This window comes from Delftia lacustris (assembly GCF_040267515.1).
GTDB classification, from domain to species: domain Bacteria; phylum Pseudomonadota; class Gammaproteobacteria; order Burkholderiales; family Burkholderiaceae_C; genus Comamonas; species Comamonas tsuruhatensis.
The window spans coordinates 3,841,261-3,866,679 of record NZ_CP141274.1; the positions used below are offsets into that span (position 1 = coordinate 3,841,261).

The 25,419-nt window shown below is 66.4% G+C and carries 18 protein-coding genes and 1 tRNA gene; 10 read left to right on the plus strand and 9 right to left on the minus strand.

Annotated elements, in window-relative coordinates; genetic code table 11:
• Nucleotides 1–90: 90 nt before the first annotated feature.
• Nucleotides 91–882: an outer membrane protein assembly factor BamD gene (locus U6958_RS18930; RefSeq protein WP_016454842.1), complete on the plus strand. Its 792-nt coding sequence runs from the start codon at nt 91–93 to the stop codon at nt 880–882.
• Here the strand turns inward: U6958_RS18930 and U6958_RS18935 are convergent.
• Nucleotides 845–2,980, minus strand: coding sequence for an ATP-dependent DNA helicase (locus tag U6958_RS18935; RefSeq protein WP_074923372.1), 2,136 nt, complete (start codon nt 2,978–2,980; stop codon nt 845–847). The two genes, U6958_RS18930 and U6958_RS18935, sit on opposite strands and share 38 nt — an antisense overlap.
• Before the next feature lie 136 nt (nt 2,981–3,116).
• Here U6958_RS18935 and U6958_RS18940 point away from each other — a divergent pair, with 136 nt between their 5' ends.
• Entirely contained in the window at nt 3,117–3,890 is a 774-nt protein-coding gene (locus U6958_RS18940; protein WP_026062214.1) for a PP2C family serine/threonine-protein phosphatase, read from the plus strand.
• Nucleotides 3,891–3,968: 78 nt separating this feature from the next.
• On the opposite strand, the gene U6958_RS18945 is transcribed toward U6958_RS18940, so the two are convergent.
• The 5 genes from U6958_RS18945 to U6958_RS18965 all read right to left on the minus strand — a co-directional run bounded on the left by U6958_RS18945 (nt 3,969) and on the right by U6958_RS18965 (nt 11,618).
• Nucleotides 3,969–4,664 carry a hypothetical protein gene (locus U6958_RS18945; RefSeq protein ID WP_047327770.1) on the minus strand — a complete coding sequence of 232 codons (696 nt, stop codon included), beginning with the start codon at nt 4,662–4,664 and terminating at the stop codon, nt 3,969–3,971.
• 40 nt (nt 4,665–4,704) lie between these two features.
• Complete coding sequence (gene zapE, locus U6958_RS18950; RefSeq protein ID WP_016446859.1) at nt 4,705–5,808, minus strand: cell division protein ZapE; 1,104 nt, start codon at nt 5,806–5,808, stop codon at nt 4,705–4,707.
• 95 nt (nt 5,809–5,903) lie between these two features.
• On the minus strand, nt 5,904–7,331 hold the full coding sequence (lpdA, locus tag U6958_RS18955) for a dihydrolipoyl dehydrogenase (protein WP_016446858.1): 1,428 nt from the start codon (nt 7,329–7,331) through the stop codon (nt 5,904–5,906).
• 90 nt (nt 7,332–7,421) lie between these two features.
• Entirely contained in the window at nt 7,422–8,684 is a 1,263-nt protein-coding gene (gene odhB, locus U6958_RS18960; RefSeq protein ID WP_016454845.1) for a 2-oxoglutarate dehydrogenase complex dihydrolipoyllysine-residue succinyltransferase, read from the minus strand.
• Between the two features lie 54 nt (nt 8,685–8,738).
• On the minus strand, nt 8,739–11,618 hold the full coding sequence (locus tag U6958_RS18965; protein WP_016446856.1) for a 2-oxoglutarate dehydrogenase E1 component: 2,880 nt from the start codon (nt 11,616–11,618) through the stop codon (nt 8,739–8,741).
• 231 nt (nt 11,619–11,849) lie between these two features.
• On the opposite strand from U6958_RS18965, the gene U6958_RS18970 reads away from it, so the two are divergent.
• The 8 genes from U6958_RS18970 (at nt 11,850) to U6958_RS19005 (ending at nt 22,898) form a co-directional block, all read left to right on the plus strand.
• Complete coding sequence (locus U6958_RS18970; RefSeq protein WP_016446855.1) at nt 11,850–13,037, plus strand: AI-2E family transporter; 1,188 nt, start codon at nt 11,850–11,852, stop codon at nt 13,035–13,037.
• Nucleotides 13,038–13,392: 355 nt separating this feature from the next.
• Nucleotides 13,393–16,458 (plus strand): formate dehydrogenase-N subunit alpha, encoded by a 3,066-nt coding sequence (fdnG, locus tag U6958_RS18975; protein WP_080650104.1) that lies wholly within the window; start codon nt 13,393–13,395, stop codon nt 16,456–16,458.
• Nucleotides 16,459–16,468: 10 nt separating this feature from the next.
• Nucleotides 16,469–17,398, plus strand: coding sequence for a formate dehydrogenase subunit beta (gene fdxH, locus U6958_RS18980; RefSeq protein ID WP_012205325.1), 930 nt, complete (start codon nt 16,469–16,471; stop codon nt 17,396–17,398).
• On the plus strand, nt 17,395–18,021 hold the full coding sequence (locus U6958_RS18985; RefSeq protein ID WP_012205324.1) for a formate dehydrogenase subunit gamma: 627 nt from the start codon (nt 17,395–17,397) through the stop codon (nt 18,019–18,021). Before fdxH ends, U6958_RS18985 begins: the two co-directional genes overlap by 4 nt.
• A 206-nt stretch (nt 18,022–18,227) precedes the next feature.
• Nucleotides 18,228–19,202, plus strand: coding sequence for a formate dehydrogenase accessory protein FdhE (fdhE, locus tag U6958_RS18990; protein WP_074923371.1), 975 nt, complete (start codon nt 18,228–18,230; stop codon nt 19,200–19,202).
• Nucleotides 19,203–19,216: 14 nt separating this feature from the next.
• Entirely contained in the window at nt 19,217–20,671 is a 1,455-nt protein-coding gene (gene selA / locus U6958_RS18995; RefSeq protein ID WP_074923370.1) for an L-seryl-tRNA(Sec) selenium transferase, read from the plus strand.
• 10 nt (nt 20,672–20,681) lie between these two features.
• Nucleotides 20,682–22,622: a selenocysteine-specific translation elongation factor gene (selB, locus tag U6958_RS19000; protein WP_074923369.1), complete on the plus strand. Its 1,941-nt coding sequence runs from the start codon at nt 20,682–20,684 to the stop codon at nt 22,620–22,622.
• Nucleotides 22,623–22,802: 180 nt separating this feature from the next.
• Nucleotides 22,803–22,898 (plus strand) — tRNA-Sec (locus U6958_RS19005).
• Between the two features lie 32 nt (nt 22,899–22,930).
• On the opposite strand, the gene U6958_RS19010 is transcribed toward U6958_RS19005, so the two are convergent.
• From U6958_RS19010 to U6958_RS19020, 3 genes are read right to left on the minus strand one after another with little or no spacing between them, the layout of a single operon-like run.
• On the minus strand, nt 22,931–23,437 hold the full coding sequence (locus U6958_RS19010) for an OmpA family protein (protein ID WP_016446849.1): 507 nt from the start codon (nt 23,435–23,437) through the stop codon (nt 22,931–22,933).
• A gap of 1 nt (nt 23,438) precedes the next feature.
• On the minus strand, nt 23,439–24,668 hold the full coding sequence (locus U6958_RS19015; RefSeq protein ID WP_074923368.1) for a diguanylate cyclase domain-containing protein: 1,230 nt from the start codon (nt 24,666–24,668) through the stop codon (nt 23,439–23,441).
• Nucleotides 24,665–25,234, minus strand: coding sequence for a YfiR family protein (locus U6958_RS19020; RefSeq protein ID WP_016446847.1), 570 nt, complete (start codon nt 25,232–25,234; stop codon nt 24,665–24,667). Before U6958_RS19020 ends, U6958_RS19015 begins: the two co-directional genes overlap by 4 nt.
• Between the last annotated feature and the right edge of the window lie 185 nt (nt 25,235–25,419).

Genomic DNA, 25,419 nt, shown 5'->3' on the forward strand with positions numbered 1-25,419 from the left:
AAATCAGGCTTCATGCGGCCCCTCAGCGCGGCCCGCGTCCCTGCCCGCCAACCCTCTCACCGCCCTTCGATTGCCCGAGAAACGTCCACCATGCAGCGTATTCCCCTGTCCATCGTTCCCGCCGTGCTGGTCGCAGGCGTCCTGACAGCCTGCTCCAGTACGCAACAAGACCCTACTGCCAAGTGGACCCCGGACCGCATCTATACCGAGGCGCGCGACGAAGCCGCGTCCGGTGCGTTCGACAAGGCCGTTCCGCTGTTCGAGAAGCTCGAAGGCCGTGCCGCCGGCACGCCCCTGGCCCAGCAGGCCCAGCTCGACAAGGCCTATGCCCAGTACAAGAGCGGCGACAAGGTCCAGGCCACGGCCACGCTGGACCGCTTCCTGAAGCTGCACCCGGCCAGCCCCGCCACCGACTACGCCCTGTACCTCAAGGGCCTGGTCAACTTCAATGACAACCTGGGCATGTTCTCCTGGCTGTCGCGCCAGGATCTGTCCGAGCGCGACCAGAAGGCCGCCAAGGACTCCTTCGAGTCATTCCGCGAGCTGGTGACGCGCTTCCCCGAGTCGCGCTACGCCGAAGACTCGCGGCTGCGCATGCAGTACATCGTCAACTCGCTGGCGCAGTACGAAGTCCATGTGGCCCGCTACTACTACGGACGCGGCGCCTACGTGGCCGCCATCGCACGCGCGCAGACCGCCGTCAAGGACTACCAGGGCGTGCCCGCCGTGCGCGAGGCCATGCAGATCCTGGTGAACTCATACGATGCACTGGGCATGACCCAGCTGCGTGACGATGCGCAGCGCGTGCTGACCGCCTCGTACGGCCAGGACTCCGACAAGGACGTCACGGCAAAGCAGAAGTCGTGGTGGAAACTGTGGTGACCTGCGGCGCAGGCTGCGCCAGCGCCTGCAGGGCCTGAACAAAGGCCGCCTCGTCCTCCAGGGTCCGCATGGGCGGCAGCGCAGCGCGCAGCCGCCGCCCATAACCCTTGGCGGTCAATCTGGGATCGCAGACCACAAGCACGCCGCGATCCGTCTCGCGCCGGATGAGGCGCCCGGCGCCCTGCTTGAGCGCCATCGCGGCCTCGGGCAGCATGTAGTCGGCAAAGGCCTGCCGGCCCACGGATTCCAGACTGCGCGAACGCGCCTCGACCAGCGGATCGTCGGGCGGCGGAAACGGCAGCTTGTCGATGACCACCAGCTGCAGCGCATCGCCAGGCAGGTCCACCCCTTCCCAGAAAGTGGCCGATGCCACGAGAATGCAGCCGCGCCCCGCGCTGGCGCCCTTGCCTTCGCCTGCCGCAACAAAGCGCTCGATCAAGGTCAGCTTGGGCGCCTGCCCCTGGACCAGCACATCGAGTTCACCGAACAGCCCCAGCGACTGCTGCAGCGTGTCGCCTATGGCGTGCAGGGCACGCAGCGTGGTGGTCAGCACCAGAGTGCGGCCGCCCAGGCGCTGGGCCGCATCCAGCGCCAGGCGTGCCACCTCGGCGCTGTGGGCCTGGCTTCCTGCCTCGGCAAAAGGCCGCGGCACATAAAGCGCCGCCTGCCGCGCATAGTCGAAGGGGCTGTCCACGCGCAGCACCTGGGCCTCTCGCAGTCCGCAGGGCTCGGTGAACCAGCTCAGCCGCTCGTCGTCGCCCAGCGTGGCAGAGGTGAAGATCCAGGCGGTGCCCGCTGGCGACTCGTACGGGGCGGTGGGTGCGTTTTCCTGCGGCTCGGCGTCTTGCCCGCTTCCTTCCTGATGCTCTTGGTCTTGCTCTTGCGCTTGCGTCGGACCCAGCAGCCGCGTGCGCATGATGTGTGCAATGGTCAGCGGAGACTCCAGCATGCGCATCTGCTGGCTGCCCAGTTCCAGCCAGCGCACCGTGTCTTGCACGGCCGCCGCCGCGAAGGTGGCCAGGCGCCGCAGCAGTTCGCTGCCGCGCTCGAGCAGCCTGCGCAGTTCGGGATCGCTGACCTGCAATTGCACCAGCGGCTCCACCAGCGCCCGCAGGCTGCGCCCCAGCGTGACCAGGGCCGTGCGCCAGCTCTGGGCGTCCAGTCCCTGCGGCGTCACGCCCTGCCAGGACAGACGTCCGCCCACAGGGGGCTTGCCTGCGGCCAGGCGCAGCTCGCGCAGTGCCTGCTCCACACGCGCCGAGAGCATCATCCAGTCGGCCATGCCGCGTGCCAGTTCCTGGCCGGCGCGCAGCACATCGCGGGCATAGCCCGTCAATTGCTGGCCCGACAGGCTCAGGCCAGCGAACTGCACGCCGGTGTCGTTGAGCTGGTGGGCCTCGTCCACCACCACCACGCCCGCGCTGGGCAGCAGTTGGGCCACACCCGAATCGCGCACGTCGAGGTCGGCAAACATCAGATGGTGGTTGATGACCACCACGTCGGCGTCCAGCGCGGTGCGGCGGGCCACGTTGACATGGCAGTCCTGCCAATGCGGGCAGTCCGAGCCCAGGCAGTTGTCGCGCGTGGAGGTGACCAGGGGCAGCGCGGGCGAGCGCTCGTCCAGCGCGGGCAGCTCGCCCAGGTCACCTGTGCGCGTGGTGCGCGCCCAGCGCTCGACCAGGGCCACGCTGCGCAGCACCTGCGGGTCCTGCGGCGCCGTGCGGCCCTGGCGCACGCGCTCCAGCCGCTCCAGGCACAGGTAGGCGCTGCGCCCCTTGAGGCGCGCCATGCGCAGCGGCATGCCCAGGGCGGCCACCAGACGCGGCAGATCCCGTGCGAACAATTGGTCCTGCAGCGCACGCGTGGCCGTGGACACCAGCACGCGCTGGCCGCTGAGCAGGGCCGGCACCAGATAGGCATAGGTCTTGCCCACGCCCGTGCCGGCCTCCACGACCAGGGTCTGGCGCTCTTCGATGGCCTGGGCCACGGCCAGGGCCATGCGGGTCTGGCCTTCACGCGGCAGGAACTGCGCCTCGGCGCGCGACAGCAGGCCTTGCGGGGCGAAGGCCGCCTGCACGGCGGCGGTCAGGGAATGCACAGGACAGGTCCGGTTGTTGAAAAAGACAGCGCCACGGGAGCCGGGCGAGCCGGCACCGGGGGCAGCGCTCCGATAATATGCGCCATGCCACTGGTGTGCCCATCCGCCGCCCCAAGAGCCCACCAAACCAGAGACCATGCAGCCAGCGTACCGACTCCAAGCCGCCACAGGCATCCATCGCGGTGACAGGCAATACCAGCAAGACCAGGTGATGCTCATGGCCCACCCGTATGTCCACGGCTGCCTGCTGGGCGTTCTGGCCGACGGCATGGGCGGGCGCAGCGGCGGGCGCAAGGCCTCCGACCAGGTCATGCTCACGGCGCGCCAGCTGTTCGAGCGCTTCGAGCCGGGCAAGGAGGACTGCACAGCGCTGCTGGAGAGCATCGTGCGCGAGTCGCACACGGTGATCCGTCTGACCGCCATTTCGGCCGAGCAGGAGCCGCACAGCACCATCGCCGCCTTCGTCCTGCTGCCCCAGGGCCGCTGCCACTGGGTGCATTCGGGCGATTCGCGCATCTACCACTACCAGGACGCGACCATGGTCCACCGCACCAAGGACCATTCCTATGTGCAGTCGCTGGTGGACCGGGGAGAGCTCACCGAATTCGAGGCCCATGTGCACCCCAAGTCCAACATCCTGCTGGGCTGCCTGGGCACCGAGGCCGAACCGCCCATGAGCCACCATGTGATCGAGCGCGTGTATCCGGGCACCACCCTCATGGCCTGCAGCGATGGCGTCTGGCACTACTACACGGCCGAGGAACTGGGCACCGTGCTCAACGCGCTCACCCCGCGCGAGGCCACGGAGTTCCTCATCGACAAGGCCCGCGTGCGCGCCCAGGGCGGGGGCGACAACCTGTCCTTGGTGGTGCTCAAGCTCGAGGCGCTGGAGTCGGCCCAGACGGCTTGAACCGGGGTTGGAGCATCCAGGCCCTCACGCCAGCCCCCACCCGGTTGGCCTGTTGGCGCGTGGCAGAGAAAAAAAGGATCAGGGAGCAGGCGGCGCCGGCAGCGGCGCAGCCTGGGGACCGCGCTCGCGGGCCGCTTCGGCGGCACGGGCTTTGCGCTCGGCCGCTTCCTTCTGCTTGGCTTCGAACTGCGCACGCGATGCCGCGCGCCGCTCCTGCTCCTGGGCGGACTGGCGCTGCTCCATCTGGGCCTGCCGTTCGCGCTGGTGGCTGGCCTGCTGGGCGGCGCGCTGCTGCGCCTCCTGGGCGCGCTGCGCGCGCAGGGCCTGGGTATCGCGTTGCACGGCCGGCGGCCGTTCCTTGGCCTCCATGGCGGAGGCTGCCTTCTGCGCCTTCTTGGCCTCGATGTCTTCCAGGCGCTGGACGGCGCGCTCCTTGCGCTCCTCGTCGTTGATCTGAAGCTCGCGTTCGCGCAGCGGACGATCCTGCTCACGGGCCTCTTCGCGCGCCTGCTTGAGGCAGTCTTCCACGGCAAAGCGCTGGTAGCACTCGGACTCCAGGGCCGTGCGCCGGCGCTCGATGACGGCGCGCTGGGCTGCGATGTCGGCACGCGCAGCCTTGCGTTCGGCCTGGGCCTGCCTGGCCGCCTGGCCAGGCTCCCGCGCGGCATCGGCCGCCACGGCCGGGCCCGCCAAGGCCAGGCAGGCCAGCGCGGCGCCCAAAGGAACGGGCAGTTTCTTCACAGAGGCAAAAGCAGAGGTGGGCAGTTTCAGCATGTACAGGTCCGGCAAACGACGCCAGGCGCGGCCACCTGCCTCAGGTCAGGCTGGTATCCACCACGCGGCGCTCCAGCGCCAGGAATTCCTTGGACTGCATCTCGTTCAGGCGCGAGACGGTACGGGGGAACTCATGGGCCAGCGGGCCCTCAGTGTAAAGCTGCTCGGGCGGCACGGCGGCCGAGATGACCAGCTTGACCCTGCGGTCGTACAGCACGTCCACCAGCCAGGTGAAGCGCCGCGCGGGCGACGCCATGTTGACCGGCATATAGGGCACGTCGGACAGCAGCACGGTGTGGAACTGGCTTGCGATCTCCAGGTAGTCGTTCTGCGAGCGCGGGCCACCGCACAGCTCGCGGAAGTCGAACCAGACCACGCCGCCGGCGCGGCGGCGCGCACGGATCTCGCGCGCCTCGATGTGCAGCACCGGGTCCTCGTCCTTGACCTCGGCCAGCTTGTCGAAGGTCTCGGTCATGGCCGCATCGGCCTCGGCACCCAGCGGCGTGTGGTAGAGCCTGGCGTTTTCCAGCGTGCGGCGGCGGTAGTCCGTGCCGTTATCCACGTTGACGACTTCCATGCGTTCGTTGAGCAGGTCGATGGCCGGCAGGATGCGGTCGCGGTGCAGGCCGCCCGGGTACAGCTCGTCGGGCTTGAAGTTGGAGGTGGTGACAAAGCCCACGCCGTTGGCGAACAGCGACACCAGCAGCCGGTGCAGGATCATCGCGTCCGTGATGTCGGCCACGTGGAATTCATCGAAGCAGATCAGCTTGTACTTCTTGGAGATGCGCGCACCCAGCACGTCCAGCGGGTTCTGGGTGCCCTGCAGCACGGCGAGTTCACGGTGGACCTCGCGCATGAATTCATGGAAATGCAGGCGCACCTTGCGCCTGAGCGGCACGGCGTTGAAGAAGCAGTCCATGAGAAAGCTCTTGCCGCGCCCCACCCCGCCGTACATGTAGACGCCACGGGGGATCTCGGGATGGTTGATGAGCTTCTTGAAGGCGTTGGAGCGGCGCTGGCGGTAGACCGTCCAGTCGTCGGCACAGCGCTGCAGCGCCTCGACGGCGCGCAGTTGCGCAGGATCACTGTGAAAGCCCTTGGCTACCAGTTCGGCCTCGTAGGCCTCTCGCACTGAAACGCTCATGCAGCATCAACCATTTGCTATGTATTCAGAAGCTGAAAGCGCTTGCAGAGCAAGCGCTTTCAGGTCTCGGATTGGCTAGATGGCTAGCCTGGCACTCAGAAGTTCAGAGTACGCTTGTCGACTGCCAGGGCAGCCTCCTTGGTGGCTTCGGACAGCGAGGGGTGGGCATGGCAGATGCGGGCGATGTCTTCGCTCGATGCCTTGAACTCCATGGCAACCACAGCTTCGGAGATCAGCTCCGAGACCATGGGGCCGACCATGTGCACGCCCAGGATCTCGTCGGTTTCGGCATCGGCCAGGAACTTGACCATGCCCGTGGTGTCGCCCAGGGCGCGCGCACGGCCGTTGGCCAGGAAGGGGAAGGTGCCAGCCTTGTACTTGACGCCCTGCTCCTTCAGTTGCTGCTCGGTGCGGCCCACCCAGGCGATTTCGGGGCTGGTGTAGATCACCCAGGGGATGGTGCCGAAGTTCACATGGCCATGCTGGCCGGCGATGCGCTCGGCCACGGCCACGGCCTCTTCCTCGGCCTTGTGCGCCAGCATCGGGCCGCGCACCACGTCGCCCACGGCCCAGACGCCGGGCAGGCTGGTCTTGCAGTCGTCATCGACCACGATGCAGCCGCGCTCGTCCAGGGCCAGGCCCACCGCCTCGGCATTGAGGCCGGCGGTGTTGGCCGTGCGGCCAATGGAGATGATGAGCTTGTCAGCCTCCAGCGCCTGGGCTTCACCCTTGGCGTTGGTGTAGGCGATGGACACGCCCTTCTTGCCGGACTTGACTTCGCCGATCTTCACGCCCAGCTCGATCTTCAGGCCCTGCTTGTCGAAGGCCTTCTTGGCTTCCTTGGCGATCTGCTCGTCCACGGCGGGCAGGAACTTGTCCATGCCTTCGAGCACGATGACTTCGGTGCCAAGACGGCGCCAGACCGAGCCCATTTCCAGGCCGATCACGCCGGCGCCGATCAGGGCCAGCTTCTTGGGGGCCTTGCCCAGGCGCAGGGCGCCGTCGTTGGACAGGATGTTCTCTTCATCGAAGGGCACGCCGGGCAGAGCGCGGGCGTTGGAGCCGGTGGCCACCACGATCTGCTTGCCCGTCAGCACTTCCTCTTCCTTGCCGGCGACCTTGATCTCGTAGCCGCCTTCGACGGCCTTGACGAAGGAACCACGGCCGTGGAAGAACGTGACCTTGTTCTTCTTGAACAGGTACAGGATGCCGTCGTTGTTCTGCTTCACGACCGCATCCTTGCGGGCGATCATCTTGGCCACGTCCATCTCGACCTTGCCGGTGGAGATGCCATGGTCGGCAAAGTGCAGGTTGGCGTGCTCGAAGTGCTCGGACGACTGCAGCAGGGCCTTGGAGGGAATGCAGCCCACGTTGGTGCAGGTGCCGCCCGGAGCGGCGCCGCCGGCGGCGTTCTTCCACTCGTCGATACAGGCCACGTTGAAGCCCAGTTGCGCGGCACGGATGGCGGCGATGTAGCCGCCAGGGCCCGCGCCGATGACGATGACGTCGAATTGCTTGCTCATTTCAGGAATCTCTTGTCTGTGATGCATGAAAAAACCCACCGCAGGGCGCGCGGCCAAGGGTGGGTTTTCGTCGTGTCGAACCCTGTGGAATTACAGGTCGAACAGCAGGCGCGAAGGATCTTCCAGCGCGTCCTTCATGGCCACCAGGCCCAGCACGGCTTCGCGGCCGTCGATGATGCGGTGGTCATAGGACATGGCCAGATAGTTCATCGGGCGCACCACGACCTGGCCGTTCTCGACCATGGCACGGTCCTTGGTGGCGTGCACGCCCAGGATGGCCGACTGGGGCGGGTTGATGATGGGGGTGGACATCATCGAGCCGAAGGTGCCGCCATTGGAGATGGAGAAGGTGCCGCCGGTCATTTCTTCAATGCCCAGCTTGCCTTCGGCAGCCTTCTTGCCGAATTCGGCAATCTTCTTTTCGATGTCGGCGAAGCTCATCTGGTCTGCATTGCGCAGGATGGGCACCACCAGGCCACGGGGCGAACCCACGGCGATACCGATGTCGAAGTAGCCGTGGTAGACGATGTCGTTGCCGTCCACGGATGCGTTGAGCACCGGGTACTTCTTCAGGGCGTGCACGGCCGCCTTGACGAAGAAGGACATGAAGCCCAGCTTGGTGCCGTGTTCCTTGGTGAAGGCGTCCTGGAACTTCTTGCGCAGATCCATCACCGGGGCCATGTTCACTTCATTGAACGTGGTCAGGATGGCGTTGGTGGACTGCGACTGCAGCAGACGCTCGGCCACGCGGGCACGCAGGCGGCTCATGGGCACGCGCTGCTCGGGACGGCCGCTGAGGTCTTCCTTGGCGGACGGAGCCGACACCTGGGGCAGCGCCTTGGTGGGCACGCCGGTGGGAATGACGGCAGCGGTGGACTGCACGCCGCCCTTGATGGCGGCCAGCGCGTCACCCTTGGTCACGCGGCCATCCTTGCCGGAGCCAGCCACGCCGGCGGCCGACAGGTTGTTTTCGGCCAGCAGCTTGGCAGCGGCGGGCATGGCGACATCACCCTTGCTGCCACCGGTGGCGGCCGCGGCTGCGGGCGCTGCAGCGGGAGCGGCTGCAGCGGCGGGGGCGGCTGCAGGAGCGGCAGCGGCCACACCGGCCACGCCTTCGGTGTCGATCTTGGCGATCAGTTGCTCGGCCACCACGGTGGCGCCGTCACCTTGCACGATCTCGGCCAGCACGCCAGCGGCGGGCGCGGGCACTTCGAGCACGACCTTGTCGGTTTCGATCTCGATGAGGATCTCATCGACTGCAACCGCCTCGCCGGCCTTCTTCTTCCAGGTCAGCATGGTGGCCTCAGCGATGGACTCGGACAGCTGGGGAACTTTGACTTCAACGATAGCCATTTGTGATTCTTTCCAAAAGTGTTCTGTACTGATACGTAGCGGGTGGGGGCTGCCTTACTTGTTCAGGACAAAACCCTTGAGCTTGGAGAACGCGCCTTCCACCAGGGCCTTTTGCTGCTCCTGGTGCAGGTGGGCGTAACCCACGGCGGGCGATGCCGAGGCAGCGCGGCCGGAGTAGCCCAGCTTCTGGCCATCGAGCATGTTCTCGTGGATGTAGTGCTGCACGAAGAACCAGGCGCCCTGGTTCTGCGGCTCGTCCTGGCACCAGACGATGTCGGTGGCGTTGCCGAACTTCTTCAGTTCAGCGGCGAAAGCCTTGTGCGGGAAGGGGTACAGCTGCTCGACGCGGATGATGGCGACGTCCTTGCTTTCCTTCTCGGTGCGCTTCTTGACCAGGTCGTAGTAGACCTTGCCGGAGCATGCGATCACGCGCTTGACCTTGGCCGCGTTCTTCACGACGGCTTCGTCCTGCTCGGGGATCACGGTCTGGAAACCGCCGCTGGTGAACTCGGACAGCGGCGAGGTGGCGTCCTTGTTGCGCAGCAGCGACTTGGGGGTCATGATGACCAGCGGCTTGCGCAGCGGGCGCACCATCTGGCGGCGCAGCACGTGGAAGATCTGGCTGGCCGTGGTCGGCTGCACGATCTGCATGTTGGCGTCGGCGGCCAGTTGCATGAAGCGCTCCAGGCGGGCCGAGCTGTGCTCGGGGCCCTGGCCTTCGTAGCCGTGCGGCAGCATCAGCGTCAGGCCGTTGATGCGGCCCCACTTGACTTCACCGGAGGCGATGAACTGGTCGATCACGACCTGGGCGCCGTTGGCGAAATCGCCGAACTGGGCTTCCCAGATCACCAGGGTGTTGGGGTCGTTCGACGCATAGCCGTACTCGAAGCCCAGCACGGCTTCTTCGGACAGGATGGAGTCGATGACGGTGAACGGAGCCTGGCTGTCGGCCACGTTCTGCAGCGGGATGTAGGTGCCTTCGCTCCACTTCTCGCGCTTTTGGTCATGGATGACCGAGTGGCGGTGTGTGAAGGTGCCGCGGCCGCAGTCCTCGCCCGACAGGCGCACGGGGTAGCCCGATGCGACCAGCGATGCAAAGGCCATGTGCTCGCCCATGCCCCAGTCCACGTTGACTTCGCCGCGGCCCATGGCTGCGCGGTCGTCATAGACCTTCTTGACCAGCGCATGCGGCGTCACGGTCTCGGGGATGGTGGTGATGCGTTCGGCCAGGCGCTTCCATTCCGTCAGCGGGATGGCGGTGTCGCCGGCGTCCGTCCAGGTCTTGCCCAGGAACGGGCTCCAGTCCACGGCGTACTTGCTCTTGAAGTTGGTCAGCACCGGGTCCACGGTGTGGCGGCCTTCGTCCATGGCGGCGCGGTAGGCCTTGGCCATGTCGTCGCCCAGCGATTCGCCCAGGCCCTGTGCGGCCAGCTTGTCGGCGTACAGCTTGCGGGTGCCGGGGTGGGCGCCGATCTTCTTGTACATCAGCGGCTGGGTCAGCGCGGGGGTGTCCTGCTCGTTGTGGCCCAGCTTACGGAAGCAGACGATGTCCACGACCACGTCCTTGGAGAATTCCATGCGGAACTCCAGGGCCAGCTGCACGGCCAGCGCCACGGCTTCCGGATCATCGCCGTTGACGTGCAGCACGGGCGACTCGATCATCTTGACGATGTCGGTGCAGTACAGCGTGGAGCGGGTGTCGCGCGGATCGGAGGTGGTGAAGCCGATCTGGTTGTTGATGATGATGTGCACCGTGCCGCCCGTGGTGTAGCCACGGGTCTGGGCCAGCGCCAGGGTTTCCTGGTTCACGCCCTGGCCGGCGAAGGCTGCATCGCCGTGCACCAGCACGGGCAGCACCTGCTTGCCGTGCGGGTCGTCGCGGCGGTCCATGCGCGAGCGCACCGAACCTTCGACCACGGGGTTGACGATTTCCAGGTGCGAGGGGTTGAAGGCCAGCGACAGGTGGACGGGGCCGCCTGCGGTGGACACGTCGGAGCTGAAGCCCTGGTGGTACTTCACGTCACCGGCGGGCAGGTCCTCGGGGGCGGTGTGGTCGAACTCGGCGAACAGGTCCTTGGGCATCTTGCCCAGGGTGTTGACCAGCACGTTCAGGCGGCCGCGGTGGGCCATGCCGATCACGACTTCCTGCACGCCCTTCTGGCCGGCAGCGTTGATCAGCTCGTCCATGGCGACGATGAAGCTCTCGCCACCTTCCAGCGAGAAGCGCTTTTGGCCGACGTACTTGGTGTGCAGGTAGCGTTCCAGGCCTTCGGCAGCCGTCAGGCGGTCGAGGATGCGCTTTTTCCGGCTGGCATCAAAGCTGGGCTTGGTACGGCTGGTTTCCAGCTTTTGCTGCCACCAGCGCTTTTGCGTCTGGTCCGTGGCATACATGTACTCGGAGCCGATGGTGCCGCAGTAGGTTTCGCGCAGAGCGTTCATCAGCTCGCGCAGGGACATGCTTTCCTTGCCGAAGAAGGTGTTGCTCGTGTTGAACACCGTTTCCTGGTCGGCATCGGTGAAGCCGTAGAACGACGGCTCCAGCTCGGGAATTTCAGGGCGCTCGGTGCGCTTGAGGGGGTCCAGATCGGCCCAGCGTGCGCCGACATTGCGGTAGGCGGCGATCAGTTGCTGGACGGCGGTGCGCTTGCGGCCCAGCTCGGAGTCGGCGCCGGAGGCCACGACCACCTTGGTGCCGCCTTGCTTGGCGCGCTCGGCGAAAGCGTTGATGACGGGCTGGTGCGGAACGTCCTTGGCGTCGGTGCCATCGACTGCGGGCACATGTTGCAGTGCATCAAAGTACTCGCGCCAGGAATCCGGCACGCTACCGGGATTGGCCAGGTAGTTTTCGTACATTTCTTCGACGTAGGGGGCATTGCCGCCGAAGAGGTAGGTATTGCCTTGGTAGGCTTGGTAGACCGACGTCTGATCGCTCATATTGCGCTGACCTCAGCCTCCCTGAGGGAGGCATTAGCTGGTTTGTGGAACCTTCCGCGACACGGCTGTACCGATTGGCGGATGCGACTGTGGCTGGGGAAGGGCCTGGTTGCGACCGCCATTGTGCCACCGTTCAAACATCGCAGCAGGGCAGTTACCAAGTGATTACCTGAACTCTCCGGGAGTTCCCGCAGTCGCGTACATTGGCGCATCTTCCGAACGGACCGCCAGATGAACCTGCTGCCCCTACACAAACGCACTTTCATGCTGCTGCTGATTGCGGCAACCATAGGCTTCGGTGCCGTGCTCTGGGAGTTCATGGGGGCCATCTTCTGGGGCGTCGCCCTGGCCATCCTGTTTTCGCCGCTGCACCGGCGCCTGCTGGCGCGCATGCCACGGCGCACCAATCTCGCCGCCCTGTCCACCCTGCTGCTGTGCCTGGTGGTGGCCATCCTGCCGCTGGCGCTGATCGGCGCCTCGCTGGTGCGCGAGGCCTCGTTGATCTATGAGCGCGTCAACAGCGGCAACCTGGATGCAGGCACCTATGTGCAACAGATCATGGACGCCCTGCCCTCCTGGGTCACACCCTGGCTGGAGCGGTTGCACCTGGGTTCGCTGGCCGAGCTGCAGGACAAGCTGTCCAGCATCGCCATGCAGGCCTCCAAGCTGGCCGCCACCAAGGCGCTGGGCATAGGCCAGAACACCTTCGGGTTTCTGGTCGGCTTCTGCGTGATGCTGTACCTGCTGTTCTTCCTGCTGCGTGACGGCCGCGACCTGACACAGCGCATCCGCATGGCCATCCCGCTGCAGTCCGATCACAAGGCCGAGCTGTCGAGCAAGTTCACCACCGTGATCCGCGCCACCGTCAAGGGCAACCTGGCCGTGGCGGCCGCCCAGGGCGCGCTGGGCGGGCTGATCTTCTGGATTCTGGGCATCCAGGGGCCCGTGCTGTGGGGCGTGGTGATGGCGTTCCTGTCGCTGCTGCCCGCTGTGGGCGCCGGCCTGATCTGGGCACCGGTGGCCATCTACTTCCTGGCCACCGGTGACATGGGCAAGGGCCTGATCCTGATCGCCTACGGCGTGCTGGTGATCGGACTGGTGGACAACGTGCTGCGCCCGCTGCTGGTGGGCAAGGACACCAAGATGCCCGACTACATCGTGCTGATCTCGACACTGGGCGGCATGGCTCTCTTCGGACTGACGGGTTTTGTGATAGGACCCGTGATCGCGGCGCTGTTCATGGCAATCTGGGACATGTTCACGCGCATGCAGCTGCAGGATGAGGAAAGGCGCCGCCAAATGGCCCAAACGGTGAACCCATCGGTGAACAAGACGGGTTTGGCGCATGCTGAATATCAGACGTCGGATGATCTGGGCCTCAAGCATGCCCCGCGCGATCCAGGCCCGCCGGCACGCTGATCCACCCCGGCCTCCGCTCCCGGGGGAGGCCAAAAACCCCATTCGGCAATTCAATCGACGCAAATGGTTCGCATTCACCCAATAGACTGGATTGATCGATGCCATTCAGCCAGCCAATGAATACCGGATTGATATAAAACAAAATATTCGAAGCCTTCAAACCAGATAATCAATTCAACTGATGAATCAGCCGGACACCGGGCCGGCAAGCCCCGCGCAGCAAGGTGCAGCGGGGAGGCCGCGCATGAATGCCGCACAGGCCGACTCGGGATTAAGGGTTATTTCCCGGATTGTTTTCGGGGTGCACTCGTAGAATTTGCTTACAAGCGTCAATTTCTATTAGAAGGTACCCCACATGGTCCAATTCTCCAGACGCCAGTTCATGAAAGTGACTGGTTCGACTCTGGCCGGATCCAGCCTGGCGTTGATGGGCTTCTCGCCCACGGCCGCCCTGGCTGAAGTGCGCCAGTTCAAGCTGGCCGCCACCACGGTCACCCGCCAGACCTGCACCTACTGTTCGGTAGGCTGCGGCATCCTGATGTATTCGCTGAGCGATGGCGTCAAGAACGCCAAGCTGTCGGTGATCCACGTCGAGGGAGATCCCGACCACCCCGTCAACCGCGGAACGCTGTGCCCCAAGGGCGCATCGCTGCTGGACTTCGTCCACAGCCCGCACCGCCTGAAGTATCCCGAGTACCGCGCGCCCGGCTCCACCGAGTGGAAGCGCATGTCCTGGGATGAGGCGCTGACCCGCATCACCAAGCTGCTCAAGGACGACCGCGACGCGAACTTCGTCGAGCAAAACGACAAGGGCCAGACGGTGAACCGCTGGCTGACCACCGGCATGCTGGCCGCCTCGGCCTCCAGCAACGAAGCCGGCTACGTCACACACAAGGTGGCCCGTTCCTGGGGCCTGCTCGCACTCGATAACCAAGCACGTGTCTGACACGGCCCGACGGTGGCAGGTCTTGCCCCGACGTTTGGCCGTGGAGCGATGACGAACCATTGGGTCGACATCAAGAACGCGGACGTTATCCTGATCATGGGCGGCAATGCCGCTGAAGCACATCCCTGCGGTTTCAAGTGGGTGACCGAAGCGAAGGAGCACAACGGTGCGCACTTCATGGTGGTCGATCCGCGCTTCAACCGCTCCGCCTCCGTGGCCGATTTCTACGCCCCCATCCGGTCGGGCTCGGACATCGTGTTCCTGGGTGGCGTGATCAACTATCTGCTGACGAACGACAAGATCCATCACGAGTACGTGAGGAACTACACCGACTTCTCGTACATCGTGAAGGAGGAGTTTGCGTTCGACGAGGGCATCTTCTCGGGCTACGACCCGCAGACCCGCAAGTACGACAAGTCCAGCTGGGACTATGAACTCGACGCCGACGGCTACGTGAAGGTGGACGCCAGCCTGCAGCATCCGCGCTGCGTGTACCAATGGCTCAAGCGCCACTACGCCAGCTATACGCCCGAGAAGGTGGAGAGCGCCTGCGGCACGCCCAAGGAAAAATTCCTGCATGTGTGCGAGAAGCTGGCTTCGACGGCAGTGCCGGGCCGCGCCGCAACCATCCTGTACGCACTGGGCTGGACACAGCACACCACGGGTGCGCAGATCCTGCGCACGGGCGCCATGGTGCAGCTTCTGCTGGGCAACATCGGCGTGGCCGGCGGCGGCATGAATGCGCTGCGCGGGCACTCCAACATCCAGGGCCTGACGGACCTGGGGATTCTGTCGGCTTCGCTGCCAGGCTATCTGACGCTGCCCAACGAAGGCGAGCAGGACTACCAGAAGTACATCGACGCGCGCACGCCCAAGGCCATGCGCCCGGGCCAGATGAACTACTGGTCGAACACGCCCAAGTTCCACGTGAGCCTGATGAAGGCCTGGTGGGGACCGGCGGCCACGGCCGAGAACAACTGGGCCTTCAACTACCTGCCCAAGCTGGACAAGCAGTACGACATGCTGCAGGTGTTCGACATGATGGCGCAGGGCAAGATCAACGGCTACATCGCCCAGGGCTTCAACCCGCTGGCGGCTCTTGCGAACAGCAACAATGTGCGCGAAGGCCTCAAGAAGCTGAAGTTCCTGGTGATCATGGACCCGCTGGTCACCGAAACGTCGGAGTTCTGGAAGAACCACGGCGAGTTCAACGACGTGGATTCGGCATCCATCCAGACCGAGGTGTTCCGCCTGCCCACGACCTGCTTTGCTGAGGAAGACGGCGCCGTCGTCAGTTCCTCGCGCGTGCTGCAGTGGCACTGGAAGGCGGCCGAGCCCCCGGGCGAAGCCAAGACCGACATCGCCATCATGTCGGCCCTGCACCTGCGCCTGAAGCAGGCCTATGAGAAGGACGGCGGCAAGTTCCCCGAGCCGATCACCAAGCTGTGGTGGCCGTATGCCCATGCCGATCATCCGACTTCGGAAGAGATCGCCAAGGAGTACAACGGCCGCGCGCTGGTGGACCTGTTCGACCCCAAGGACCCGACCAAGCTCATCCGCAAGGCCGGCGAGCAGCTCGCCGGCTTCGGCGAGATGCGCGACGACGGCACGACGATGGGCGGCTGCTGGATCTGGGCTGGCTGCTGGACCTCGTCCGGCAACCAGATGGCCCGACGCGACAACAGCGACCCTACGGGCATAGGCAATACGCTGAACTGGGCCTGGGCCTGGCCGGCCAACCGCCGCGTGCTCTACAACCGTGCCTCGTGCGACCGCAACGGCCAGCCGTTCAATCCCCAGCGCACGCTGATCCGCTGGAACGGCAAGGCCTGGGGCGGCGCCGACGTGCCCGACATGGGTCCGACCATGCCGCCGGAGACCACCGATCCGTTCATCATGAACCCCGAGGGCGTGGCGCGCTTCTTCGCCCGCAAGGGCATGAACGAGGGACCGTTCCCCACCCACTACGAGGCCTTCGACAACCCGCTGGGATACAACCCCATGTATCCCGACAACAAGCTGGCTGTCATCAACCCGGCCGCCCGCATCTTCGACTCCGCCAAGGATTCGGCAGGCTCGCCCAGCGAGTTCCCGCATGTGGGCACGACGTACCGCCTGACCGAGCACTTCCACTATTGGACCAAGCACGTTCAGTTGAACAACATCGTTCAGCCCGAGCAGTTCGTGGAAATCGGCGAGGCGCTGGCCAAGGAACTGGGCATCGAGACGGGCCAGCATGTGAAGGTCAGCTCCAAGCGCGGCTTCGTCAAGGCGGCCGCCGTGGTGACCAAGCGCATCAAGCCCATGAAGATCGATGGCAAGACCATCCACCACGTGGGCGTGCCCATTCACTGGGGCTTCTCGTCGACGGGCCGCAAGGGCTACATGGCCAACAACCTGACGGCATCGGTGGGCGATGGCAACAGCCTTACCCCGGAATCCAAGACCTTCCTCGTGAAGGTGGAAAAGGTTTAAGGAGCAGCTGATGTCATCAACCATGTCTCTCGATATCAAGCGTCGCTCGGCCACGACGACGCCTGCTCCCAGTGCGCGCGAAACGCACAGCGGCGAGGTGGCCAAGCTCATCGATGTCTCCAAGTGCATCGGGTGCAAGGCCTGCCAGACCGCCTGCATGGAGTGGAACGACCTGCGCGACGAAATCGGCACCTGCGCGGCCGGCGTCTATGACAACCCGACCGATCTGACGGATCAGTCGTGGACCGTCATGCGCTTTACCGAGTACGAGAACGAAGCGACCGGCAACCTGGAGTGGCTGATCCGCAAGGACGGCTGCATGCACTGCGAGGACCCGGGCTGCCTGAAGGCCTGCCCCTCGCCGGGCGCCATCGTGCAGTACAGCAACGGCATCGTGGACTTCCAGCAGGACCAGTGCGTGGGCTGCGGCTACTGCGTCACGGGCTGCCCGTTCAACATCCCGCGCATCTCCAAGAAGGACCACAAAGCCTACAAGTGCACGCTGTGCTCGGACCGCGTGGCCGTCGGCCGGGAGCCTGCCTGTGTCAAGACCTGCCCCACCGGCGCCATCATGTTCGGCACCAAGGAGGCGATGAAGGACCAGGCCGAGCACCGCATCGGCGACCTCAAGCGGCGCGGCTATGCCGAGGCGGGCCTGTATGACCCGCAGGGCGTGGGCGGCACCCATGTGATGTACGTGCTGCATCACGCGGACAAGCCTTCGCTGTACAAGGGCCTGCCCGACGACCCGAAGATCAGCCCCATGGTGTCCCTGTGGAAGGGCGTGGCCAAGCCGCTGGCCATGGCCGCGCTGGGCGCAGCTGCCGTCGGCAGCCTGTTCCACTACATCACCAAGGGCCCGAACGACGTGTCCAAGGAACTGGAAGACGAAATGGACCGCAAGGACCAGGAAGCCGCTGAAAAGGAGGCCCGCCGATGAAACGCAACCCACGTGACCTGGTGCGCTACAACGCATCGGAGCGTGCCAACCACTGGGTGGTCGGCATCTGCTTCATCCTGCTGGCGCTGTCGGGCCTGGCGTTCTTCCACCCGGCCTTCTTCCCGCTCACGCAGCTGTTCGGCGGCGGGCCGTGGACACGCATCCTGCACCCCTACATCGGGGTGGTGATGGCGCTGTTCTTCATCATCATGGCGCTGCGCTTCTGGCGCCTGAACGTGGTCGAGCCGCGCGACATCGAGTGGCTCAAGAACGTCAACAAGATGATCGACGGCGACGACCACGACATGCCCGAGCAGGGCAAGTACAACGGCGGCCAGAAGCTGCTGTTCTGGGGCCTGGTCATCGGCATGCTGGCGATCACCGTGACCGGCGCGCTCATGTGGCGCGCCTGGTGGACGCTGCCCGTCAACGTGGTGCGCGCCGCCTCGGTGGTGCACGCCATTGCGGGCGTGTGGATGATCGGCCTGATCATCATGCACGTGTACGCGGCCATCTGGACCCGGGGCACCATCCGCGCCATGCTGTACGGCACGGTGACACGGGCCTGGGCCAAGCAGCACCACCGGGGGTGGTATCGCAAGATGACCGGTGATAATGACTGACACCCCCTGAGCGGCTTACGCCGCTTCCCCCTCTCTACTCGCTGCGCGAGGGAGGGGGACGGCACCCTCGGTGCGGGACGGCCCTTCCTCGGTGCCCCTCGCCTTGGGCCGCGCCAGTTTTCACAGACATGGCGTCATACTAGGCATCAGCCTGAGCACCCAGCCGCCCAGCGATCCGGGCGGCTGTTTTTTTGGGATTCATTCCAATGCAACGCATTCTTCAACCCGGCGATATCGAGTCGCTGGACCACACCAGTTTTCCGCGCGTGCTGCTGCCGCAGTTGCCGGGGCTGTTCGTCGAGCGGGCGGCGCGGCTGCGGCAGCTGGCCGAGGGCAATCCGATTGCCGACTACCTGCGGTTTGTGGCGCAGATCGTGGACGCGCAAGCCAAGGCGGCCGGGCAGCTGACGCTGGCCGAGCCCGATGCGGCGCTGATCGCGCGGGCGCAGGAGCATTCCATGCCGCTGCTGCCTGCCGCCGACCATATCGATGCCGCCTGGCATGGCGTGCTGGACCGCATGCTCGATGCCCTGTCGGGCGCCAACGGCCTGCCAGCGCCGCTGCAGCCGCTGCTGCAGGAGTTGCGCGCGCTGGACACGGCCGGGCGTGACGAGATCGCGCAGCGGCTGCTGCAAAAGGAAGTGGCGGCCCGCCACGTGGGCATGGCGCCCTTTGTGATGGCTGCGCTGCAGGTGGTGTTTGCCACGCGCGCCAGCGGCCTGAACGCACGCGACGTGCCCTATACCGATCCCGCCTCGATCTGTCCCGTCTGCGCCAGCGAGCCCGTGGCCAGCGTGTTGCGCATTGGCGGCAAGGCCGCAGGCCATCGCTACCTGCACTGCGGCACCTGCTGCACGGAGTGGCACATGGTGCGCGTCAAGTGCTCCCACTGCGAGTCGACCAAGGGCGTCGAGTACCAGGGCATCGATGGCGCAGGCGATACCGTGCTGGCCGAGACCTGCGAGGAATGCGGCAGCTACCGCAAGGTGGTCAACCAGGAAAAGGACCCGATGGCCGAGCCCCTGGCCGATGACCTGGCCTCGCTGATGCTGGACCTGCTGATGGGCGAGGAGACGCGCTTTCAGCGCGCCAGCGCCAATCCCCTGCTCTACGTGGCCTTTGCCGAGGAGCAGGACGAGGCCGGCGACGCGCTGATAGACCCCGCCACGCCTGCTGCCTGACCCTTTCGCACACCATGACCGATACCGCCGCCACCTCTGCCGCTTCCTCCACCCCGTCCGCGCTGCGCCTGCCTGCCGTGGACAAGGTGCTGCTGAGCGCCGACATGCTCGCGCTGCGCGAGCGCCACGGCCTTGATGCCTGCACCCAGGCCGTGCGCGAGACACTGGCACAGATGCGGGCCGATGCGCAGCAGCGGCTGCGGTCCGGCGAGCCCGATGCAGGCGCGCCCGGCATCACCGAGGTGATCCAGGCGGCCGGCCTGCGCCTGGCGCGGCGCTTTGCGCCCCGCCTGCGCACGGTCTTCAACCTCACGGGCACGGTGCTGCACACCAACCTGGGCCGCGCCCTGCTGCCGCAGGAGGCCGTGGACGCCGTGGTGGCCGCCATGACGGCGCCGGCCAACCTGGAGTACGACCTGGAGGACGGCGGCCGTGGCGACCGCGACGACCTGATCGAATCCCTGGTCTGCGAACTCACGGGCGCCGAGGCCTGCACCGTGGTCAACAACAACGCCGCCGCCGTGCTGCTGACCCTGGCCACGCTGGCGGCCGGGCGCGAGGTCATCGTCTCGCGCGGCGAGCTGGTGGAGATCGGCGGGGCCTTCCGCATCCCCGACGTGATGACGCGCGCGGGCGCCACCCTGGTCGAGGTGGGCACCACCAACCGTACCCATGCGCGCGACTACGAAGGCGCTGTCGGCGAACACACCGGCCTGCTCATGAAGGTGCATTGCAGCAACTACGCCATCACCGGCTTCACCAAGGCCGTGAGCGACGCCGAGGTGGCATCCATTGCCCACGCGCACGGCCTGCAGATGGTGGTGGACCTGGGCAGCGGCACCCTGGTCGATCTGCGCGAATGGGGCCTGCCCTACGAGGTCACGGTGCGCGAGACCATCGAGTCGGGCGCCGACATCGTCACCTTCAGTGGCGACAAGCTGCTGGGCGGTCCGCAGGCCGGCCTGATCGTGGGCCGCAAGGACCTGATCGCCCGCATCAAGAAACACCCGCTCAAGCGCGCGCTGCGCGTGAGCAAGCTCACCCTGGCCGCGCTGGAGCCCACGCTGCGCCTGTACCTGCACCCAGAAAAGCTGGCCGGGCGCCTGACCACGCTGCGCCTGTTCACGCGGCCCCAGGCTGACATGCAGGCCCGCGCGCAGGCGCTGCAGCCGCTGGTGCAGCAGGCGCTGGGCAGCCGCTATGTGGTGGAAACCGCCGAGATGAACAGCCAGATCGGCAGCGGCGCCCTGCCCGTGGAGAACCTGCCCAGCTGGGGCCTGCGACTGCATCCGGCCGACGGTCGCCAGGCCGGCCGCCAGCTCACCCGGCTTGAAGCGGGCCTGCGCGGCCTGCCCCGCCCCGTCATCGGCCGACTGCATGACGACGCTTTGTGGCTGGACCTGCGCTGCCTGGAGGCAGCCGACGAGCCGGCCTTCACCGAACAGCTGCCGCTGCTGCACATCGCCTGAGGACGAACGCATGATCATTGGCACCGCCGGCCACATCGACCACGGCAAGACCACCCTGGTGCGCGCGCTCACGGGCGTGGACACCGATCGCCTCAAGGAAGAGAAGGCGCGCGGCATCTCCATCGAGCTGGGCTATGCCTACACGCCGCTGCCCAATGGCGAGGTACTGGGCATCATCGACGTGCCCGGCCACGAAAAATTCGTGCACACCATGGCCGCAGGCGCCGTGGGCATAGACCACGCCCTGCTGGTGGTGGCGGCCGACGACGGCGTCATGCCGCAGACGCGCGAGCACCTGGACATCCTGCAGCTGCTGGGCGTGCGCGAAGCCACCATGGCCCTGACCAAGGCCGACCGCGCCACGCCCGAGCGCCTGCGGCAGGTGTGTGCCGAGATCGAGTCCCTGCTGGCGCCCACGGCGCTGGCCGGCGCCCCGGTCTTTCCCACCGCCGCCGCCCAGCCCGGTGACGCGGGCGTGGCGCAGCTGCGCGAGCACCTCATGGCGCGCGCCCAGTCCATTCCCGCGCGGGCCAGCGACGGACTGTTCCGCCTGGCCGTGGACCGCAGCTTCACGCTGCCGGGCCAGGGCACCGTGGTCACGGGCACCGTGTTCGGCGGGCAGGTGAAAGTCGGCGACACGCTGGTGCACTCGGCCTCGGGCACCGAGGTGCGCGTGCGCAGCCTGCATGCCCAGAACCAGGCCAGCGAGCGGGGCCTGGCCGGACAGCGCTGCGCGCTAAACCTGTCGGGCATTGCCAAGGAAGCCATCACGCGCGGCGACTGGATCGCCGACGCACGGCTGCTGCAGGCCAGCGACCGGATCGACGTGCGCCTGCAACTGCTGGCCGATGCGCCATCACTGGCCCAATGGACGCCTGTGCATGTGCACATCGGTACGGCGCGCTGCACGGCCCACGTGGCCCTGCTGCAGGACCAGCCGCTGGGTCCCGGCGAGCAGGCCATCGTCCAACTGGTGCTGGACATGCCCGTACATGCCCAACCCGGCGACCGGCTCATCGTGCGCAATGCCCAGGCCAGCCGCACGATTGCGGGCGGCAGCGTCATCGACCCCTTTGCTCCCGCACGCAAGCGCCGCAGCCCCGAGCGCACGGCCTATCTGCAGGCGCTGGAATCGCTGATTGCCACCGGGGACGCCAGCGCGCTGGTGCAAGGCGCGGCGCACGGCATTGCCACGTCGCAGCTCATGCGCCTGACGGGCCGCGCATCCGTGGCCACGGACAACGTCGGGCACCGGCTGCACCGACTTCCACTGGCCGAGGGCGACACGCTGTTGCTGGGTGACGCACGCTGGACGCAGCTGCGCGGCCAGGTGCTGGACAGCATGGCGCGCTTTCACGAAAAAAACCCCGACGAGCCCGGTGTGAACGCGGCACGCCTGCGCCGCATGGCACTGTCCGGCCTGGTCCATGCAGGACATGACGCGCTGTGGAAAGGCCTGCTGCAAACGCTGCTGCAGGATGGCAGCCTGGCCGCCAGCGGCGCCTGGCTGCACCTGCCCGGCCACAGCGTGCAACTGTCGGACAGCGAAACACAGATCGCCCAGAAACTGCTGCCGGCCATCGAAGCCGGCCGCTACGACCCGCCCTGGGTGCGCGACCTGGCACGCGACAACGCCATCGGCGAGGAAACCGTGCGCCAGCTGCTGCGCAAGCTCGCGCGCCAGGGACTGCTGTTTCAGGTGACCAAGGACCTGTTCTACTCCGCCGCCCGCACGGACGAACTCGCCGCCCTGGTGCGCGAACTGGCCGCCGCCACCCCCAACGGCGAAATCCAGGCCCACGCCTTTCGCGATGCCACAGGCCTGGGCCGCAAGCGCGCCATCCAGATCCTCGAATTCTTCGACCGCATCGGCTACACCCGCCGCCTGCGCGACGCCCACCTGCTGCGCCCCGATGTGCAGTGGACCACTGGCGCCACAGCAAGAATTTGAGGCAAGGGGCCGCTACAATGGCCAGCTTTGCTTCGCCACGGCGCCAGCAACCGGCGCGGCCCAGGGCGAGAGACACCGAGCAAGGGCCGCCCCGCAGCAAGGGTGTCGTCCCCCTCCCCCGCGAAGCGGGTAGAGAGGGGGAAGCGGCGTAAGCCGCTCAGGGGGAGCTTCAATCCAGAAGGAAAGCATACGCACCCGGTGGTGCGCCCGGGCTTCAAACCCGGTCAGGGGCGTCAGCCGCTCCTGGGTAGGTTCGACTCCTGCTGCTTTCCGCCAATCCCCCGACTCTGATCCCAGCCAGGTTCCGGCTATTGCAAGGGCACGACGATGGCCACGCGGCGGTTTTCCGCCGCATCGCTGGGCACCACGGGCATGGCGCGGCCCAGGCCCTTGACCTCGATATCCTGGCGCGCCAGGCCGGCTTCGGCCAGCACATCGGCCACGGCTTCGGCGCGGCGCAGCGACAGGCGCATGTTGTAGGCATCGCTGCCGCGATCGTCCGTATGGCCTTCCACGCGCAGCCGCTCTATGCCCACGCCCTTGAGCGCCCGCCCCAGTTCCAGCACCTTGGTGCGCGCCTGGGCGCCGACTTCGGCCGAGTCAAAGCCGAACAGCAGCTTGCCCGACATCTGCAGCTCCCAGCCCTGCTCCGCCTGTGCAAAGCCCTGGCTGCGCAGCACTTGCTGCTGCTGCTCGGTCAGGCCCTGCGGCGTAGGCGGCGCCTCGGGCGCCGCCTTGCAGCCCGCCAGCGCAAGGGCCAGCACAGCGGCCGCACCTGCGCCGCACATCCGGGTCCAGCTCCGTCGTTTCAACATGTCATCCTCCTGTGACTCGTTCGGCCTGGCGCATGGCCTTGGCCTGGTACATGGCCTGGTCGGCATGGCGCATCAGCGTCTCCATGCTCTGGCCATGCTTGGGAAAAAGGGCCACGCCCGCACTGACCGAAGGCTGCAGCACCACGCCTTCGCTGACCACCAAAGGCTCATGCATGGCGGCCTCTATCTTGTCCCGCACCATCTGCGCATCGCCGCCCCCGCCCACGGGATAGAGCAGGATGGCGAACTCATCGCCGCCCAGCCGCGCGACCAGATCGCTCTCGCGCACCTGCGAGCGCAGTCTTGCGCCTACGGCCTTGAGCAGCACATCGCCCACAGCATGGCCGTACGCGTCGTTGACCTGCTTGAAGCGGTCGTTGTCCAGAAACAGCACGGCCAGCTTCTGTCCGGTTTCGGCCGCGTTGTCCAGCGCCTGCTGCAGGCGCTGCTCGAAATGCAGGCGGTTGGCCAGCCCCGTGAGGCTGTCTCGCGAAGCCTGGCGCTCCAGGGCCGAATTTTGCTGCTGCAGCCGCTCGTGGCGTGTCTGCAGCTCAGCCAGCAGGGCATTGAAGTTGTCTCCCAACTCGCGCAGTTCGGCAATGCGCGCCAGCGGCACGCGCTGGTCCATGGACCGGTCATGGCGCACGGCGTGCGCCACGCGCGCCAACTGCTGCAGCGGTTCGGCAATGTCGCGCAGCATGCGGCGCGATTGGCGCAGCCCCACATAGCCGCTCACGCCGACGCACAGCACCAGCACGATGAAGCCTGCACCCAGAAAGCGGACCAGGCCCACGCCATCGCTGGACAGCTGCACGCTCCCGACCAGGCGGCCATCCTGGCGCACATCGGCCTCGGCGCGCGGCAGGCCTATGCCTATGGCCAGCAGTTCACCCACGCTGGACAGCGCCGAGCCGCCATGGCCCGACCACTGCACGAACGGGCGCTGCTCGGCATCGAAAACCTCGGCATGGGCCACGCCTTCGCCGCGCAGCAATTGGTCCAGCACGCGGGCAGCCTCGTCACGGTCACCGAAGACCAGCGATGCCTCGACCGTATAGGCCAGCGAACGTGCCACCAGATGCAGGTTGTTGGACAGGTAAAAACGCAGGGTGGCCACGCCGACGATGAGCAGCAGCGCGCCCGCCAGCGCAATGGCCACCGCCGCCATGCGCATGTGCGCGCGGCGGATCACGTTGCGCAGGGAGGCGCTGCCGGACAGGAACAACTTCATGGCAACGTCCTGTGGCGCGCAAGCTGCAGCACCTTGGGATTGACGCGCAGGCCGCTGCGTGCCACGGAGTCGAGGCTGACCTCGAAGCCCGCGCCCTCGCCACGGCGGCGCAGGCAGAACATGGCGCCGATGCGGCACAGCTCGCCCCGCTCGCTGATGGTCAGCAGCGGCCGTCCGGCCAGTTGCTCCATGAGCTTGCGCCAGGCCGCTTCATCGAGCTGGCCGGCATAGATGCCTTCGCATTCGGCCAGGATGCGCGCATCGGAAAGCACGACGCGCCGGACTTCCAGCCGCTGGCTGCCCACGGTCTGCGGGGCACCATTGAGCAGGTCATCGGCATATTCGGTGGAGCCCACCACGCACAGCCGCAGCACCGCGCTTTCCGTGGGCCAGCGCGTGTAGCCCAGGATGCCTAAGACTGTGCGTGTCACGCCCAGCTCATGCTCGTCGGCCGATGGTTCGGCATGCGCCTGCCCCACCAGCCCCACCCAACCCGTTTGCAGCGCCAGCAGGCACACGGCCACCCAGGCCCAGGCGGGCGGCAGGCCCTTGATCCTGCCACCCATGCACCACCTGCGGGATGGGAGAAGTGAGCGCTGCGAGCGCTGTGAGCGATTTATGCGAACAGCCAACCAAGGCTCCTTGAACGGGAAATCCATGCATTGCACCACGACGGCGCATCGAAGCATTTTTTCACATATCGCCCGCCTCGGAGCACCCGGAGTGTCGCGCTGGGTCATCATCCTTTCTT

What these genes read in the sequence shown, in the direction of transcription:
- U6958_RS18965 (WP_016446856.1), bottom strand. Translation starts at nt 11,618, where the DNA reads ATGAGCGATCAGACGTCGGTCTACCAAGCCTACCAAGGCAATACCTAC.
- U6958_RS18930 (WP_016454842.1), top strand. Translation starts at nt 91, where the DNA reads ATGCAGCGTATTCCCCTGTCCATCGTTCCCGCCGTGCTGGTCGCAGGC.
- selA (WP_074923370.1), top strand. Translation starts at nt 19,217, where the DNA reads ATGACCGATACCGCCGCCACCTCTGCCGCTTCCTCCACCCCGTCCGCG.
- lpdA (WP_016446858.1), bottom strand. Translation starts at nt 7,331, where the DNA reads ATGAGCAAGCAATTCGACGTCATCGTCATCGGCGCGGGCCCTGGCGGC.
- odhB (WP_016454845.1), bottom strand. Translation starts at nt 8,684, where the DNA reads ATGGCTATCGTTGAAGTCAAAGTTCCCCAGCTGTCCGAGTCCATCGCT.
- U6958_RS18940 (WP_026062214.1), top strand. Translation starts at nt 3,117, where the DNA reads ATGCAGCCAGCGTACCGACTCCAAGCCGCCACAGGCATCCATCGCGGT.
- U6958_RS19010 (WP_016446849.1), bottom strand. Translation starts at nt 23,437, where the DNA reads ATGTTGAAACGACGGAGCTGGACCCGGATGTGCGGCGCAGGTGCGGCC.
- U6958_RS18970 (WP_016446855.1), top strand. Translation starts at nt 11,850, where the DNA reads ATGAACCTGCTGCCCCTACACAAACGCACTTTCATGCTGCTGCTGATT.
- U6958_RS19015 (WP_074923368.1), bottom strand. Translation starts at nt 24,668, where the DNA reads ATGAAGTTGTTCCTGTCCGGCAGCGCCTCCCTGCGCAACGTGATCCGC.
- fdhE (WP_074923371.1), top strand. Translation starts at nt 18,228, where the DNA reads ATGCAACGCATTCTTCAACCCGGCGATATCGAGTCGCTGGACCACACC.
- selB (WP_074923369.1), top strand. Translation starts at nt 20,682, where the DNA reads ATGATCATTGGCACCGCCGGCCACATCGACCACGGCAAGACCACCCTG.
- fdxH (WP_012205325.1), top strand. Translation starts at nt 16,469, where the DNA reads ATGTCATCAACCATGTCTCTCGATATCAAGCGTCGCTCGGCCACGACG.
- zapE (WP_016446859.1), bottom strand. Translation starts at nt 5,808, where the DNA reads ATGAGCGTTTCAGTGCGAGAGGCCTACGAGGCCGAACTGGTAGCCAAG.
- U6958_RS19020 (WP_016446847.1), bottom strand. Translation starts at nt 25,234, where the DNA reads ATGGGTGGCAGGATCAAGGGCCTGCCGCCCGCCTGGGCCTGGGTGGCC.
- U6958_RS18985 (WP_012205324.1), top strand. Translation starts at nt 17,395, where the DNA reads ATGAAACGCAACCCACGTGACCTGGTGCGCTACAACGCATCGGAGCGT.
- U6958_RS18945 (WP_047327770.1), bottom strand. Translation starts at nt 4,664, where the DNA reads ATGCTGAAACTGCCCACCTCTGCTTTTGCCTCTGTGAAGAAACTGCCC.